The sequence below is a fragment of the Paenibacillus maysiensis genome, from assembly GCF_000520815.1.
GTDB classification, from domain to species: Bacteria; Bacillota; Bacilli; order Paenibacillales; family Paenibacillaceae; genus Paenibacillus; species Paenibacillus maysiensis.
The window spans coordinates 1-14,281 of sequence record NZ_ASRY01000338.1; the positions used below are offsets into that span (position 1 = coordinate 1).

Genomic DNA, 14,281 nt, shown 5'->3' on the forward strand with positions numbered 1-14,281 from the left:
CCCATCCAATAGAGCGAAGAGCCATTTTTCTTTTGCAAGCCCATTCAATTATTTAAAAGTAGGATGTTCACTATAATTGGCCAGAAATACATATTCTTGTCCTTTGGTTAGGAAAAGAACTTATATCGTTAAAACAAAAAGCCGCCAATATGGCGACTTTTTAAGCATATATGGTGTTGTCTGCAGGTAAGGATCAACTTTCATCTATTGCTTTTTGAATATCATAATCATGTATATCGATATCCAAAGCCATTCCAAGTGCCAGCTTTGCCAGCTGACTTCCAATATATGGACCCATAGTCAACCCGGATGCTCCAAGTCCGTTTGCAGCTATAAGGCCATCCCACCCTGGAACAGCGCCTATCACCGGAAGAAAACCGGGTGTAAAAGGACGGAAACCAACTCTTACCTCCTGAAAATTGCTGTTTGCTAAACCAGGTGCCAATTCTAGACCTTTATTCAGAATTTCCTGCACCCCACCTGCTGTTACTCTCGTATCGTAACCTTCGATTTCATTTTCGTGAGTCGCCCCTATTACGATCTTCTGTTTATCAAAAGCCAGCAGATATTGGTCAGAAGGCGGCATGATTACAGGCCAAGTGCCTGTATCTTGCCTATTAGGAGCCTGTAAATGCATGATTTGTGCTTTTTGAAAACTAACCTTAAAGTGAATGCCCAAAGGCTGTAGCAGTTGATTTGCCCATGCACCTGCACAAACAATGACTTCGTCAGACGAGAAGCTTTTTGCACCGACTGCTACTCCTGTTACATGGTAGGACTCATATTGAAGCGCAGCATCCCCATGTACAAGGATGGCCCCGTTTCTTTGTGCTGATCGGAGCAACGCATCGCGCAGCGCACGACCATCTATACGGGCGGCACCACTAATATGAACAGAATGATAACCTTCTACTAACAAAGGAAACCGTTCATGGGTTTCTTTTTCATTTAGCCGGGTAATTTCACCGATTTCCGGTGCATCCGCTTGTCGTATGTGTGCCCGCTCTTCCATCTTTCTGATTTTCTCCAAATCATCATGGATACTAAGAGCACCCACTTGAGCATAGCCTGTTTCTGTTTCTCCCTCGCTTTTGAGTTCTTCAATCAGTCCAGGGTAAAAACGTGCACCAGCTTTTGCCAGCCGATACCAAGCCTGATTGCGTCGCTGTGATAGCCAGGGACAGATAATGCCAGCAGCGGCATCAGTAGCCTGTCCTTTATCCTTGCGGTCTACAATAATGACATTAACACCCATTTTTGCTAACTGATAAGCTGTAGATGCCCCAAGAATCCCTGATCCAATTACGATGACCTTCTTCATGATTACATTCCTTTCCTAAATCACTGTATCCATTATAGCGGATACTGCATGAATGCATAATGGACAGGTCGGGTTCATAATTGTCTATTTTCCTTCCAGACCGCGTAAGTCAGCACTTGCGATAAGGGGTATCTCCCTCACTGGTAACGTATTCCAAATGAGTTTACACAAAATTATTGACAGACCCTGAAAATATGATATTTCTGCTCTTCATATAAAAAGAGTCGAGCAATTCACAATATTCTGTGAATCGCTCGACTCTTAATATTTTTTCATAGTGGAGGGGCCTTTTTCAGTTTCACTTCTTCCATAAAGCTTCTAAAGTCTTTAACGATTTCTTTGGATTGGGTATGGTGTAAATAATGCCCTCCTTCAAGCTCCACTACTTTTCCATGTACAGAATCTTTTATCTGTTCTTCATGTTTTGGTGTCCAGCCTTCAACATCCGTATTATTTTTTTGTAAAAAGAATATAACAGGAAGATTTTTAGGGAATTTAAAGTTTTCAGCGGATTTAAAATTATTTTTTAAATTTTCTCCTTCGCTTATAATATTTGGATTCATCGCGTTCTTGAGAGAAATCATTCTAATTTGTTCTCTCGTTTCATCATCTACTTTAGGTGCAACAAGTTGGTCAGGATTTAGTTTCATTAGTAATCTGTTAAAACCTGAATTCTTAATCAGTTTATAGGCTTCTGTTGGAAACTCATCATCCATGCCACCTTGCGTTGGAAAACTGCTATCAATCCCAACAAATGCATGGACTTCTTTTTCGTATTTGTTCACATATTCTAGTCCGTAAATGCCGGCAATGGAGTGACCCATCAGAGTGTATCGGTCAATATTTAGTTTTTGTAAACATTCATGAATTTCAGCTACAATATTTTCAACGGTTCGTTCTTTTTCGGTTACATCACTTAATCCATAACCAAAAGGCTCAATCACGACTACTTTGTAAAATGGAGTTAGCTGCTCCACAAGTGGCTTAAAATCTATACCTGGTGCTCCCGTTCCAAAACCTGGTAGTAGTACGATCGTTTCTTTGCGCTTTCCTTGGATCAAAACATTCATATTTTTCCCATCTACAGGTACAAGCTGACCATAGGGTTCTATTTTTCCTTTCTCCAATTGATTGCAGACAATATTAACTGTAAAAACAATAACCAGAAAAATCCCTATTGCTGAAAGCATTATTCCTAGTGATTTAAGTATAAAGAAAAGCGTTTTTTTTATCATTTAATTCCTTCCCTAACGTTTCATTTAATTTGCCAAGCGGATTACTCAGCCTTTATCGTCTCGCCCTGTACAGGAGCAATGTCATCCTTCCAATGAATATTGATCGAACGAGACTTGAATAGATCCGCACCGTCTGACACCTGAAAATGAAGATGCGCTTCGCTAGAATTACCTGAATTACCAAGCAAACCAACTTCATCGCCGCTCTTCACCTTATCTCCTACCTTTACTTTAACGGAGCCGTTCTTCATGTGAGCCAGCACACTATATTCCCCGCCATGATCAATGACAACCTCATTCCCCGCAGGTACCTTCTCGTTCATAACGCCGACAGGCTCGTTATCTGGAATGTGATTTACGACTGATACCACGGTTCCACTTGCCGGAGCAAGAACAGGCTGGCCGAAGGCATAATAGCTTTCATTTTTCAGCCGATCGCCTTTATACGAATAGCCATCCTTGTTCTGTATAATATCATAGGCGTATCGCTGGCTTTCATATTCATAATGATAGTTAACCAGTGCATTTGTTCCTCCCCATACAATAAACCAGTCACCTTTTAAAGGCCAATCATATTTGATTTTGGTCAGGATATGATCTGTTTTTGGGGAAGAAGAAAGTTCCTTGGCCTGAAGACCCAATATCTCTCCCTTATCATCAAAAACAGTGGTCAGTCCCATTTTCCCGGAATCGCTTATCCATGTACGCTGATCGCTGCCATTGAATTGGATGACCGACGCCTGCTTAAACGACTTAACCCCTTTTAGAGAATCAGTAGCCTTGCTTACAAAATCAGCTTCGCTGACCTGTTTTTTAAACTCATCACTAAAGTGACCATACACCTCAGCATATTTGCCATCAAGAAGCTCTACCGGGATCTCCTCAGGCTTCAACGTTTGAGTCTTTGTGCTTGTTTTTTCAGTTTTTTCTTTCGGAATGTCTGTTGCCACTTCCGGATTTGCTCCTCCACATGCCGTGATCAGAGCAGCAAGCGCACCCATGACCCATATCATTTTGCTATAGTGGATGATTTCCATTCTGTGCTTTCTATTTGGTCTCTTCATTCCACACCCCCGCAAGTATATTTGTTCATAATATGGCTTTTGTCTACTCATTCTAACAAACCACTCTTAGGTCCCGTGTAACCCTACTTTAACTGTGTCTTAACTCTTATCCATGGCTACAGTCCACAATTAAGCTTTCGTTAAGACAACATCATAAGTTCACACTAAAGAAAGCATGATATGATGGTAGGAAAGATTACGGTGAAGAAAGGAACACAAGCATGAACCATGCGTCAATTTTACTTGTCGATGATGAGCACTCCATTCTTGAACTCTTGCTGACCGTACTCCGTAAGGAAGGCTACACGAATGTAGACACGGTCATGACAGGTGAAGCAGCGATTGCTGCCTGTGAAGAAAAAATATATGATCTGATCCTATTAGATGTCCTTCTGCCTGGACGCAGCGGAATCGAAATTTGTCCGTTTCTCCGTCAAACGACGGATGCTCCCATCATATTTCTTACGGCTCGGGAATCTGATTTTGATAAACTAACCGGTTTTGCCGTTGGTGGCGATGACTATATTACCAAACCGTTTAATCCCTTGGAAGTTGTGGCACGTATACGCTCTCAGCTACGTCGTTACTTGGCAGCCAATCGTGCAATCAGACCATTTGGATCTGAGCAACCCTCCAGTAGAATGAACGTTATTTATGATTACGGGCGTTTTCAGGTCGATGAAGCAGCGTGCGAGCTTCGTGTTGAGCAAAAGCTGGTAAGCTGTCCGGCGCTCGTCTTCCAATTACTACTGTTCTTATGTAAAAACCCCAATCGTATCTTCAGCAAAAGCGAGCTATATGAATCGGTATGGAGTGAAGAAGCGCTGCGTGATGACAATACCGTCATGGTTCATATTCATCGCATCCGGGAAAGAATTGAGCCTGATCCCGCAAACCCGAGCTTTATCGTAAATGTTAGAGGACTGGGCTATAAGCTTGTACAAGCGGAAATGGGGAGCTCCCAGCGATCATGAACATCAAACGGAGGCTAACCATACGATTCGTGCTTCAACTGGCTACTGCCGGCGCATTCGTGCTTCTCATTGTTGCGGCTACGTTCTTTTGGGCTTTACAACGTGTTATTGATATCCGCATCTCCAGTGACTTCGCTTCTGTGGGATTAAACCAGCTTGTAGAGTCCTCCGAAATGGGCAAGGATGGCATTCATTTTGATCCCCAATTGCTAGAACAGGTCAAGAAAAATGGAGGATGGCTTCAAAGTCTTGATGAGAACGGCCAGGTGGAGCAGTCCTATAACACACCAAAAGATGTGCCGAAAAGCTATGCACCAGGCGAACTCGTCTCCTATTGGACAGGCGATCTTCCCTTCCCTTATGGGCTGTCTCTGTGGATACAAGAGAAGAATGGTCGTCCCTTCACTCTTCTCTATGGCGAGCCTAATCAGCTAGGCCCGTTATTAAAAAAAATAAGAAGTCGGGGGATACTTTCCTCTAATGGATTACTGGTGCTGCCTACCGATGTTACCGACCGGCTCAAACAGCTTGGTGGTTACGTTCAATTGCTGGATTCAAAAGGCTCTGAGCTTGCCTCCTACAATCGGCCCGCATCTGCACCGACAGCCTATACCCTTTATGGACTTGCTCTTCGTAACGTATACAATGAAAGATACGGCTTCCATTTGACATCCACTTATGATAAGGAAACCGGACATACCTGGGTCGTTAGTCTTCCCAATAGCAGTGGCTATGCCATCGGCGATAAATGGCTTCCGCCTGAGGAGGAAAGAATAATACTCATTGCCATGCTTGCCATGTTCACAGCTATTTTTGCATCCTTCCTGCTTCTCTCGTTATGGCAGGCGCATCGTTTTGGAGTTCCGTTGCTTCATATGCTCACCTGGCTCGACTCGCTTGGCAGGGCTGTATACCAGGAACCTGTGGATCATAGAGGCATTCAGCGCAGCCGCATGCGTTCAGGAAAATGGAAGCGTCGTTACCGCATTTTTGTCGATGTGATGCATTCGATTGATAAGCTATCAGGTACTCTGCAGAGAGATCAGACACTGCGTCAGCAAACCGAAAGCCTGAGAGAAGAATGGATTGCCGGGATAACCCATGATCTGAAAACACCGCTCGTTTCAATTAAAGGCTATGCGCACCTGCTGGCTGAACCTCAATATGATTGGACGGTGGCGGAGGTTCGACAATTTTCCAGCACAATGCTGGAGAAATCTGCACACATGGAGATGCTGATTAATGATCTTGCGATGACTTATCGGTTAAAAAGCGGCGCCCGTCCGCCAGAATCCGAGGAGATTGAACTCAATAGCTGGTTAGAGGACGCATTAAAGCAAGCGGCTACCGACCCTTTTTATAAAAAAGAAACCATTTTATTTCAGGGCGCTCCTTTTGACGTAACCGTTAGGTTGTATACTCCTTGGCTGGAAAGAATCATTAACAATTTGGTAGCCAATGCTCTGCTGCATAATCCGCCGGATACGGTGCTTATCGTCTCGGTTATACCGGGCGAAGGTGGCAAGGGACTCACCATTCAGTTCGCTGATAATGGCACGGGAATGGATGAAAATACAGTAAACCGATTGTTTGAGCGTTACTACCGGGGAACCGCTACCTCTGCGGCGGTGAATGGAACAGGACTTGGCATGGCTATATCCAAAGGGCTGATCGAAGCCATGGGTGGTAAAATTACGGTGGAAACAACTTTGGGGAATGGCACTGTCATTCGCCTTATTTGGGAAGAAGCTGTTGCTGGAAACGGAATAGAAAAGGACATTAATGAAAACTTGTGATCACAAACTAAAAATCCCCTTCCCGAAAAGCGAGGCGAATCCGAATGAGGGAAACGCCTTGGCTTGCCGGCAAGGGGTACTTTGTCAGTGTCCGTATAAAGATTATACTTTTAAATCACCGTCATAGGTAGCAATCGTTTTGTATAGCTCCGGTCGGCGGTCACGGAAAATACCCCATTCAATCCGCCCCACTTCCAGCTCGTCCAGATCAAATTCAGCAGTAAGCACTTCCTGATCGGTACGACCAGCTTCTGCAATCTTGTTACCCTGTGGCCCGGCAATAAAGGATGAGCCGTAGAACGTAATACTGGAGTCCTCATCTGTTTCCATTCCAATGCGGTTGGAAGCAATAACTGGCATCAGATTGGAAGCAGCATGACCGAGCATGCAGGTCTGCCAGTGATCCTTGGAGTCAATGGAAGAATCCTGCGGTTCCGAACCAATCGCTGTTGGATAGAACAATATTTCTGCACCCATCAGCGCCATACAACGGGCAGCTTCGGGATACCATTGATCCCAACAAACGCCTATTCCAATTTTGGCATATCGTGTATTCCATACTTTAAAGCCGGTATCACCTGGATTAAAATAGAACTTTTCCTCATAACCGGGACCGTCCGGGATATGGCTCTTGCGGTATTTACCCAACACTTCACCGTCTGCATCAATTACAGCAAGACTGTTGTAGCGGGCGTAATTTTTTTTCTCATAAAAGCTGATTGGCAGCACAACCTGCAATTCTTTGGCAATCCTCTTAAAATGGTTAACCGCCTTGTTATGCTCCAGCTCGGTTGCATATGCAAAATAATCGGACTTTTCCTTCTGGCAGAAGTATGGAGTCTCGAACAATTCTTGCAATAAAATAATCTGAGCACCTTGTGCAGCCGCTTCACGCACCAGCTTCTCAGCTTTGCTTATGTTTTCATCAATGTGGGTAGAGCAGCTCATTTGGGTTGCCGCTACTTTTACTTTTCTCACGTCAGTCCTCCTCTTGGATGTTTATATCATTTATTGATTCACAGCAGGCATCTGCTGGGTAGTGCAGTGTACGTTACCGCCTTCACGGATAACCGCCATGCCGTCCACGGTACGAATGGTGCGGTCTGGAAATACATTTGCCAGCACCTGCTCGGCTGCGCGGTCGCTTTCAGCCGCAGTGCCGCCAAACACTGGCAAAATGATGCCGCCGTTCACAAAATAGAAGTTGATATAGCTCAGCGTCAACCGGCCGTCTTCATAATCCACGCGCGGCGGTTGCCCGATTTGGATCACTTCCAGCTTGCGGCCTTTTGCATCCGTTGCCTGCTCCAGAATACGCAGGTTTTCCTGTGTGATTTCGTAATTTTCATCCTCAGGATCATCGCATACTTGCATAATGACCTTGCCGGGAGCAGCAAAGCAAGCAATATTGTCCACATGACCATCCGTTTCGTCGCCACTAAGTCCACGTTTCAGCCAGATAATCTTCTCAACGCCTGTATATTCGCACACATACCGTTCGATTTCTTCCCTGCTTAATTCCGGATTGCGGTTCGGATTCAGCAAACACTCTTCTGTTGTAATTAATGTGCCTTCGCCGTCTACGTGCAGTGAGCCGCCTTCCATCACAAGCGGCGCATCAAACCTCGGTACTCCAAGCTTGTCCAAAATTTGCGGCGCTACCTGATCATCCAGGTCCCACGGAGCGTATTTGCCGCCCCAGGCATTAAACTTCCAGTTCACACCTCCCAACTGTCCATGCTCATTCGTTAGAAAAGTAGGACCGTTGTCGCGCAGCCACGCATCGCTATGCTCTATTGGAAGCAGTTCCACCCGTTCCCCGAGCTCAAGCGCCCGGACGCTCTCCAGATCATCTGGATTTACAACCACGGTAACTGGTTCAAACTCAGCCATGGCGCGTACAATTCCAGCGTAGCCCATGCATACATCGGCATGCATATCAGGGTAAACCATGGAAGACTGTACAGGCCAGGAAATATACGTACGTTCATGCGGCGCCCATTCAGGCGGCATCTTATAATGTGAATCCTTAATTTGCATGTATTGAAGCTCTCTTTCTTCATCATAATATTGAGTCTTATCTGTAGCTGAAAAACGTTGTCTAATAAAACGACGGACAGACTCCGTTCCTATCATACAATAATATGATCTTTGTCTCAATCAGATCGGAAAAGTTTTGAACGGATTCCATTCAAGTTAAAAATGAATTACATTGAAAATGTGATCGTTTTAATCGCGTCGCCATCAAAACCCTTAACCGTGAATTGCACTCCCTCCAATATGCCATAGGATGGAGGATAGTTTTCCTTCGGCAGTGCTATCGAACCGGGGTTTAGCACAAAGACACCCTTTTCCACATCCGCTACCGGAATATGAGTATGTCCCTGGATGAACACATCCCCCGTTTCCAGTGGTGGTAAGTTTCCGATGCTGAAGCCATGTCCGTGCGTGACATAGATGCGACGGCCTTCATGGTACAAAAAAGCATAATCGCCCATCATCGGGAACTCCAGCAGCATCTGATCCACTTCTGCATCGCAATTACCGCGAACAGCTACTGCAATATGCGACTTGTACTGATTCAGTACAGTCGCAACTTCCGCCGGATTATAGCCTTCCGGTAGCCGATTACGCGGTCCATGGTACATATAATCCCCGAGCAGGACAAGGCGGTCCGCTTTTTCCTCCCTGAACTTTTCCAATGCCAGTTGTAGCCAGTGTAGCGAGCCGTGAATATCCGATACAAACATAAGTTTCATAATGGTTCATTCCTTTCTCAATATACGTGCTCCTTACCGTATCATAGCCTTACTGACAAGCGCTCGTCAGTAATAAAATTATCAGCTAAAGGCTTGATCGTGATAAAAAAACTAAGCGACCGCTTCCCTGTACAATAGCAGGAAGCGGTCGCTGTATAACATCCTTTTTTGTTGAATAAGCTGCCCTTATCAAGCAAGCATCATTTTATTTCCGTCGCAAGCTTGCACCATTGGTCGAAATAATATCTTTGTACCAATGGAACGATTTTTTCCGGTATCTTTCAAGTGTGCCGCTACCGTCATCATGACGATCTACATAAATGTAACCATAGCGTTTTTTAAGCTGTGCGGTCGATGCACTGACAACGTCGATGCAACCCCAAGACGTATAGCCCATAACTTCTACTCCGTCGTCAATGGCTTCCCCAACTTGAACCAGATGATCATTCAGATAGTTGATCCGGTAGTCATCTTCAACGGTTTTCTCGCCTTGTTCGTTGGTGATCAGTTCGTCAACGGCGCCCAAACCATTTTCCACAATGAATAATGGTTTTTGGAAACGGTCATAGAACGTGTTCAGCACATAACGCAATCCTTGAGGATCGATTTGCCAGCCCCACTCGCTTGCCTCAAGATGCGGATTGCTGACACCACCGAGGATGTTGCCTTCACCTTTCATTTTTTTAGCTTCGTCAGCCGTCTCACAAGTACTCATGTAATAACTGAACGAGATAAAGTCAACCGTATGCTTCAAATCTTCTGCATCGCCTGGTTCAAAGTGAATAGAGATTCCGTTTTCTCTAAAGAAACGTTTCATGTAGCCTGGGTATTGCCCTCTGGCATGAATATCAGCAAACGCCATATTTCTGTGGTCAAATTCCATCGCAGCAATCACATCGTCTGGATTAGGTGTCAGCGGATAAGTAGGCATACTCAGCACCATACAGCCGATTTTGAAATCAGGATTGATCTGGTGACCGATTTTTACCGCTCTTGCACTCGCCACAAGCTCATGGTGAATGGCTTGATAAAGATCCTGTTCACTAAGCTGATCTTTAGGTGTGCTAATGCCTCCGCTCATGAATGGAGCTTCCAGAATGGAGTTGATTTCATTGAAAGTCAACCAGTATTTTACTTTATTTTTGTAGCGGTTAAATACAGTTGTAGCATAACGCTCATAAAAACCAACAAGCTTACGGTTCACCCAACCATCGTATTCTCTGGACAGATGTAAAGGTGTTTCATAGTGAGATAATGTAACGAGTGGTTCAATTCCATATTTGTGAAGTTCATCAAACAAATCATCATAAAATTGCAAGCCTTGTTCGTTGGGTTCCAGTTCGTCGCCTTTAGGAAAAATCCGTGACCAAGCGATGGAAGTCCGGAACACTTTGAAACCCATTTCTGCAAAAAGTTTAATATCTTCTTTATATTTGTGATAGAAATCAATACCGATCAACTTCATATTATCTTCTGTTGGCACATCGGTAACTGGTCCCCAACCACCACGAGGCGTTACATCCTGAATAGACCAGCCTTTTCCATCTGCTTGATAAGCGCCTTCAAGCTGGTTAGCAGCAACTGCTCCGCCCCACAGGAAATCTTTTGGAAACTGTGTACTCATATTCTCTCCGCCTTTACTATTGTGTTATAAAATACTTCTATATCAATACTAAGTTTTGTAACGCGTTTCATGTCAAGTATTTTTTTATATTTTCCTTACTGCTGAAGCGTATCCTAGGCAAATTGACGTTCATTCAGAAGTTCTTCACCCATTACTTGCTTTATAAGGCTTACCTGCTAACATTTTTTCTTCTTCAGTCCAGTTTTCCAACGTAGATAAGCTCCTTTACCTTCTTATTATTCGACAAAATAACTATTTTTCCAGGGGCGGGTCTGTATGAATATCGCTGTCTGGTTCAGTGCTTATCCAACGCGTAAAGGTCACTTGAAAACCGGCCCGGGTCGGCGCACATATAAAAGGACCGGCCTGTTGCCCGGATTCGTAAGGAAAACGCGCCACACGCACGGTGCGCCAGCCATGATGATCTGTTCGTGCTCTAATGACCACTGCATCCTGAATTCGGGAAGCACGAATCGTGACATGATCCCCTACCCATTCAGGTACAGGAGATAATGACCAATCAGAATAGCCGTCTGTGACAACGACAGCCAGTTGAGGAATTCCATCATTTAATTCAATGCCAGCTTTAATCCACTTTCCTGGTCCTTGTTGCAGCATGATTCCGGCCTGATCATAAAGCTCAGTAAATGAGTCCAACTGAAACGTGACCTCTATAGCAGAATCCCTCTCCCATACTGCAAGCAGAGAATGTCCACTACTGCGTTCGAATCCATATAAGGTTTTTTCCCAATAATCGCTGCCTTCGCTGGCTTCAACTTGGAGGAACTGGCCTTCTTGCAAGGATAACACAGGAGGGTTAGTCCAGATTCCTGCGTTCCATGAAATTGCTTTTTGAGTCATTGATCTCATCCTCTCTTGCTTAATAGAACAATATCCTAATTCGTATTGGGGTATCTTTTAGACAACCGTTATAAATATCGTCCAACAGAGTCGGCTTGGATAATTCTTCAGTCAAAGGAAGGAACCCCTGAGTATTTTTGATCTGCTTTAGTTGTTCTTCCCTTATCATATCACAGGGCAAAAAGGAACTTCTCACGCAAATTTGGTATTTCCTTTTAGCAGGTGCCCGTCGACAATAAACCCCGCTCCCGGGAAATTATCCTTGGGAAAATTAACAATCGCGAAGGTTTTGTCTTCATCATTCCCCACTCCGTACTCATGTAAATTCAGCGATTCCAGATAATATAACGTAAATTATCATGCTATACTATTTATATTGAGCAGATTCCAGTGTTGCATCTCCGGGATAAAATCAAATGAAAAAGGGGGAACTTTAGTGGAAACTATGGAATTTATAGCATTGATCGCTTTGATCATCTCCGTCATACTTTTGATCAAAGTCTACAGCTTGCAAGCTCGACTTAATGATTTGAAATCCGATGTAGAGCGTCTTGAGAATCGTTCTGGAATGTCGGGAATATCACTATCTGGCCCAACCGCTACTGCACCACCATCTGTGCTAGACACAGTAGTTTCGGAGGATGTCAATGAAAGACTGCTCCTGCTGATTAGAGAAGGCAAGAAGATTCAGGCGATAAAAGAGCTAAGAGTAGCTAAAGACCTCTCTTTAAAGGAAGCAAAGGACTATGTAGATGGTTTGGAACGCCTCTAATAATGAGATCCAAATAATTCCGCCGAGGTAAAGGATTGCAACAATTGCCTCGGCAAGAGCTTTAGAAAGGACGACGAAATAAGATGAGTGTGAGCAAAACGAACGCAATGCGAATATTGGATGGTCAGGACGTTAACTACAACATGCTGAGTTATGAGCATCAGGATGGAAAAATAGATGGTGTGAACGTAGCTGAGAAAATTGGGAAATCCCCGGAAGCCGTTTTCAAAACGTTGGTTGCACATAGCAAACAACATCTGTTTGTTTTTGTGATTCCTGTACATAAAGAGCTTGATCTCAAAAAAGCAGCTAAATCAGCGGGCGAGAAGAAAATAGAAATGCTTCCAGTCAAAGAACTGCAAAAGCATACGGGGTATATCCGGGGTGGCTGCTCTCCCATAGGAATGAAAAAGCTCTATCCTACTTTTATTGACCAACCCGCAGTAGAGTTGGAAACCATTGTTGTGAGCGCCGGAAAAATTGGAACCCAACTGGAGTTAAGTCCGCAGGATTTAGCCCGGCTCATTGATGCACAGTTTGCGGATCTGACTCAGAAAGCATAAAACCCTCCAACCATTCATAAAATCTTTATGCGGATTTTCTCTAATTCTAAGATAGATGAAGCTTCAACTTGGAGAGGAAGATCAAATGATGCATAATGATTCCCCGAAAAATGCCAGTGTGCCGCAGCCCATCAGAAGTGATGGCGCTGGAGGTATCGACAAGGGTCCCCGTGATGTAATGAGAGATTTGCAAAATCCCGACATGCTGGTTCCACCCGTAACAGATAATGGACTCATTCCGAACATGAGGTTTTCTTTTTCAGATGCCCATATGCAGTTGAATCACGGTGGATGGTCAAGAGAAGTAACCGCAAGGGAGCTACCTATTGCCACCACTCTTGCTGGAGTTAATATGAGTTTGACACCGGGCGGCGTACGCGAGCTTCATTGGCACCAGCAGGCAGAATGGTCTTATATGCTGTTGGGGAGTGCCCGTATTACAGCCGTTGACCAAAATGGTCGGAATTTTATTGCTGATGTGGGTCCTGGTGATCTCTGGTATTTCCCACCCGGCATTCCACACTCTATACAAGGTCTTGAGGAAGGCTGCGAATTTTTACTGGTTTTTGATGACGGCAGCTTTTCTGATCTGAACACGTTATCCATCTCCGATTGGTTTGCACATACTCCAAAAGATGTACTGTCTGCCAATTTCGGCGTTCCTGAAGCTGATTTTTCGTCCATTCCTCAAGAACAAGTATATATTTATCAGGATAACGTTCCTGGTTCAATCCAAAGCCAGGCGGTTGCCTCTCCCTATGGTACGTTGCCTCAATCCTTTAAATATGAATTACTCGCTCAGCCCCCCATCAAAACGCCGGGTGGAAGCGTACGAATCGTCGATTCCTCCAATTTTCCGATATCCCAAACGATCGCGGCTGCTCTTGTTGAGATTGAGCCTGGTGCAATGAGAGAAATGCACTGGCATCCCAATAATGACGAATGGCAATACTATCTTACCGGGCAAGGCCGAATGACTGTTTTTGGCGGAAATGGCGCGGCGCGCACATTTGATTTCAGAGCCGGAGATGTTGGATATGTACCTTTTGCTTATGGTCATTACATCCAAAATACAGGCTCAAGCACGCTATGGTTTCTTGAAATGTTTAAAAGTGACCGTTTTGCAGATGTTTCCTTGAATCAATGGATGGCACTTACGCCGACAGAGCTCATTCAGAGCAATTTACATGTTGGCGCAGATGTGACCTCTAAATTGCGGAAGGTAAAATGGCCCGTCGTCAAGTATCCTGGTTATTCTTTTTATCCAAAGGATGAACTCTGATTGCGCTACTACGCTGGGTGAAACCGCAGG

General features: G+C 44.5%; 13 protein-coding genes. 5 read left to right on the forward strand and 8 right to left on the reverse strand.

Annotation, left to right across the window (positions count from 1 at the left end):
* Window positions 1-193 precede the first annotated feature (193 nt).
* From L696_RS0126935 to L696_RS0126945, 3 genes are all read right to left on the reverse strand, one after another.
* Complete coding sequence (locus L696_RS0126935) at window positions 194-1,321, reverse strand: NAD(P)/FAD-dependent oxidoreductase (RefSeq protein ID WP_025686408.1); 1,128 nt, start codon at window positions 1,319-1,321, stop codon at window positions 194-196.
* 272 nt (window positions 1,322-1,593) lie between these two features.
* Window positions 1,594-2,556: an alpha/beta hydrolase gene (locus L696_RS0126940; RefSeq protein ID WP_025686409.1), complete on the reverse strand. Its 963-nt coding sequence runs from the start codon at window positions 2,554-2,556 to the stop codon at window positions 1,594-1,596.
* A 41-nt stretch (window positions 2,557-2,597) separates the two neighbouring features.
* A complete protein-coding gene (locus L696_RS0126945) occupies window positions 2,598-3,620 on the reverse strand; it encodes a peptidoglycan DD-metalloendopeptidase family protein (RefSeq protein WP_245233458.1) in 1,023 nt (340 codons plus the stop codon).
* A 221-nt stretch (window positions 3,621-3,841) separates the two neighbouring features.
* Here L696_RS0126945 and L696_RS0126950 point away from each other — a divergent pair, with 221 nt between their 5' ends.
* Entirely contained in the window at window positions 3,842-4,594 is a 753-nt protein-coding gene (locus L696_RS0126950; RefSeq protein ID WP_025686411.1) for a response regulator transcription factor, read from the forward strand.
* A complete protein-coding gene (locus tag L696_RS0126955) occupies window positions 4,591-6,390 on the forward strand; it encodes a sensor histidine kinase (RefSeq protein ID WP_025686412.1) in 1,800 nt (599 codons plus the stop codon). The genes L696_RS0126950 and L696_RS0126955 overlap by 4 nt, the downstream gene beginning before the upstream one ends.
* A gap of 102 nt (window positions 6,391-6,492) precedes the next feature.
* Here L696_RS0126955 and aguB read toward each other — a convergent pair whose 3' ends face one another.
* The 5 genes from aguB to L696_RS0126980 all read right to left on the reverse strand — a co-directional run bounded on the left by aguB (window position 6,493) and on the right by L696_RS0126980 (window position 11,634).
* Window positions 6,493-7,368 carry an N-carbamoylputrescine amidase gene (gene aguB, locus L696_RS0126960; protein ID WP_025686413.1) on the reverse strand — a complete coding sequence of 292 codons (876 nt, stop codon included), beginning with the start codon at window positions 7,366-7,368 and terminating at the stop codon, window positions 6,493-6,495.
* Between the two features lie 30 nt (window positions 7,369-7,398).
* Window positions 7,399-8,430, reverse strand: a complete 1,032-nt coding sequence (locus L696_RS0126965) for an agmatine deiminase family protein (protein ID WP_025686414.1) — start codon at window positions 8,428-8,430, stop codon at window positions 7,399-7,401.
* A gap of 167 nt (window positions 8,431-8,597) precedes the next feature.
* Window positions 8,598-9,149 (reverse strand): phosphodiesterase, encoded by a 552-nt coding sequence (gene yfcE, locus L696_RS0126970; protein WP_025686415.1) that lies wholly within the window; start codon window positions 9,147-9,149, stop codon window positions 8,598-8,600.
* A gap of 205 nt (window positions 9,150-9,354) precedes the next feature.
* Window positions 9,355-10,773 (reverse strand): glycoside hydrolase family 1 protein, encoded by a 1,419-nt coding sequence (locus tag L696_RS0126975; RefSeq protein ID WP_025686416.1) that lies wholly within the window; start codon window positions 10,771-10,773, stop codon window positions 9,355-9,357.
* A gap of 252 nt (window positions 10,774-11,025) precedes the next feature.
* Window positions 11,026-11,634, reverse strand: coding sequence for a DUF1349 domain-containing protein (locus L696_RS0126980; protein WP_025686417.1), 609 nt, complete (start codon window positions 11,632-11,634; stop codon window positions 11,026-11,028).
* Between the two features lie 436 nt (window positions 11,635-12,070).
* On the opposite strand from L696_RS0126980, the gene L696_RS0126985 reads away from it, so the two are divergent.
* The 3 genes from L696_RS0126985 to L696_RS0126995 all read left to right on the forward strand — a co-directional run bounded on the left by L696_RS0126985 (window position 12,071) and on the right by L696_RS0126995 (window position 14,251).
* Complete coding sequence (locus tag L696_RS0126985) at window positions 12,071-12,406, forward strand: ribosomal protein L7/L12 (RefSeq protein WP_025686418.1); 336 nt, start codon at window positions 12,071-12,073, stop codon at window positions 12,404-12,406.
* An 83-nt stretch (window positions 12,407-12,489) separates the two neighbouring features.
* Window positions 12,490-12,969, forward strand: a complete 480-nt coding sequence (gene ybaK / locus L696_RS0126990) for a Cys-tRNA(Pro) deacylase (protein WP_025686419.1) — start codon at window positions 12,490-12,492, stop codon at window positions 12,967-12,969.
* Between the two features lie 88 nt (window positions 12,970-13,057).
* A complete protein-coding gene (locus tag L696_RS0126995) occupies window positions 13,058-14,251 on the forward strand; it encodes an oxalate decarboxylase family bicupin (RefSeq protein WP_025686420.1) in 1,194 nt (397 codons plus the stop codon).
* Window positions 14,252-14,281: the final 30 nt, after the last annotated feature.

Bases quoted from the DNA above. Each gene is read 5' to 3' on its own strand.
- L696_RS0126935 (WP_025686408.1), bottom strand. From the start codon at position 1,321: ATGAAGAAGGTCATCGTAATTGGATCAGGGATTCTTGGGGCATCTACA.
- L696_RS0126940 (WP_025686409.1), bottom strand. From the start codon at position 2,556: ATGATAAAAAAAACGCTTTTCTTTATACTTAAATCACTAGGAATAATG.
- L696_RS0126945 (WP_245233458.1), bottom strand. From the start codon at position 3,620: ATGAAGAGACCAAATAGAAAGCACAGAATGGAAATCATCCACTATAGC.
- L696_RS0126950 (WP_025686411.1), top strand. From the start codon at position 3,842: ATGAACCATGCGTCAATTTTACTTGTCGATGATGAGCACTCCATTCTT.
- L696_RS0126955 (WP_025686412.1), top strand. From the start codon at position 4,591: ATGAACATCAAACGGAGGCTAACCATACGATTCGTGCTTCAACTGGCT.
- L696_RS0126965 (WP_025686414.1), bottom strand. From the start codon at position 8,430: ATGCAAATTAAGGATTCACATTATAAGATGCCGCCTGAATGGGCGCCG.
- yfcE (WP_025686415.1), bottom strand. From the start codon at position 9,149: ATGAAACTTATGTTTGTATCGGATATTCACGGCTCGCTACACTGGCTA.
- L696_RS0126975 (WP_025686416.1), bottom strand. From the start codon at position 10,773: ATGAGTACACAGTTTCCAAAAGATTTCCTGTGGGGCGGAGCAGTTGCT.
- L696_RS0126980 (WP_025686417.1), bottom strand. From the start codon at position 11,634: ATGACTCAAAAAGCAATTTCATGGAACGCAGGAATCTGGACTAACCCT.
- ybaK (WP_025686419.1), top strand. From the start codon at position 12,490: ATGAGTGTGAGCAAAACGAACGCAATGCGAATATTGGATGGTCAGGAC.
- L696_RS0126995 (WP_025686420.1), top strand. From the start codon at position 13,058: ATGCATAATGATTCCCCGAAAAATGCCAGTGTGCCGCAGCCCATCAGA.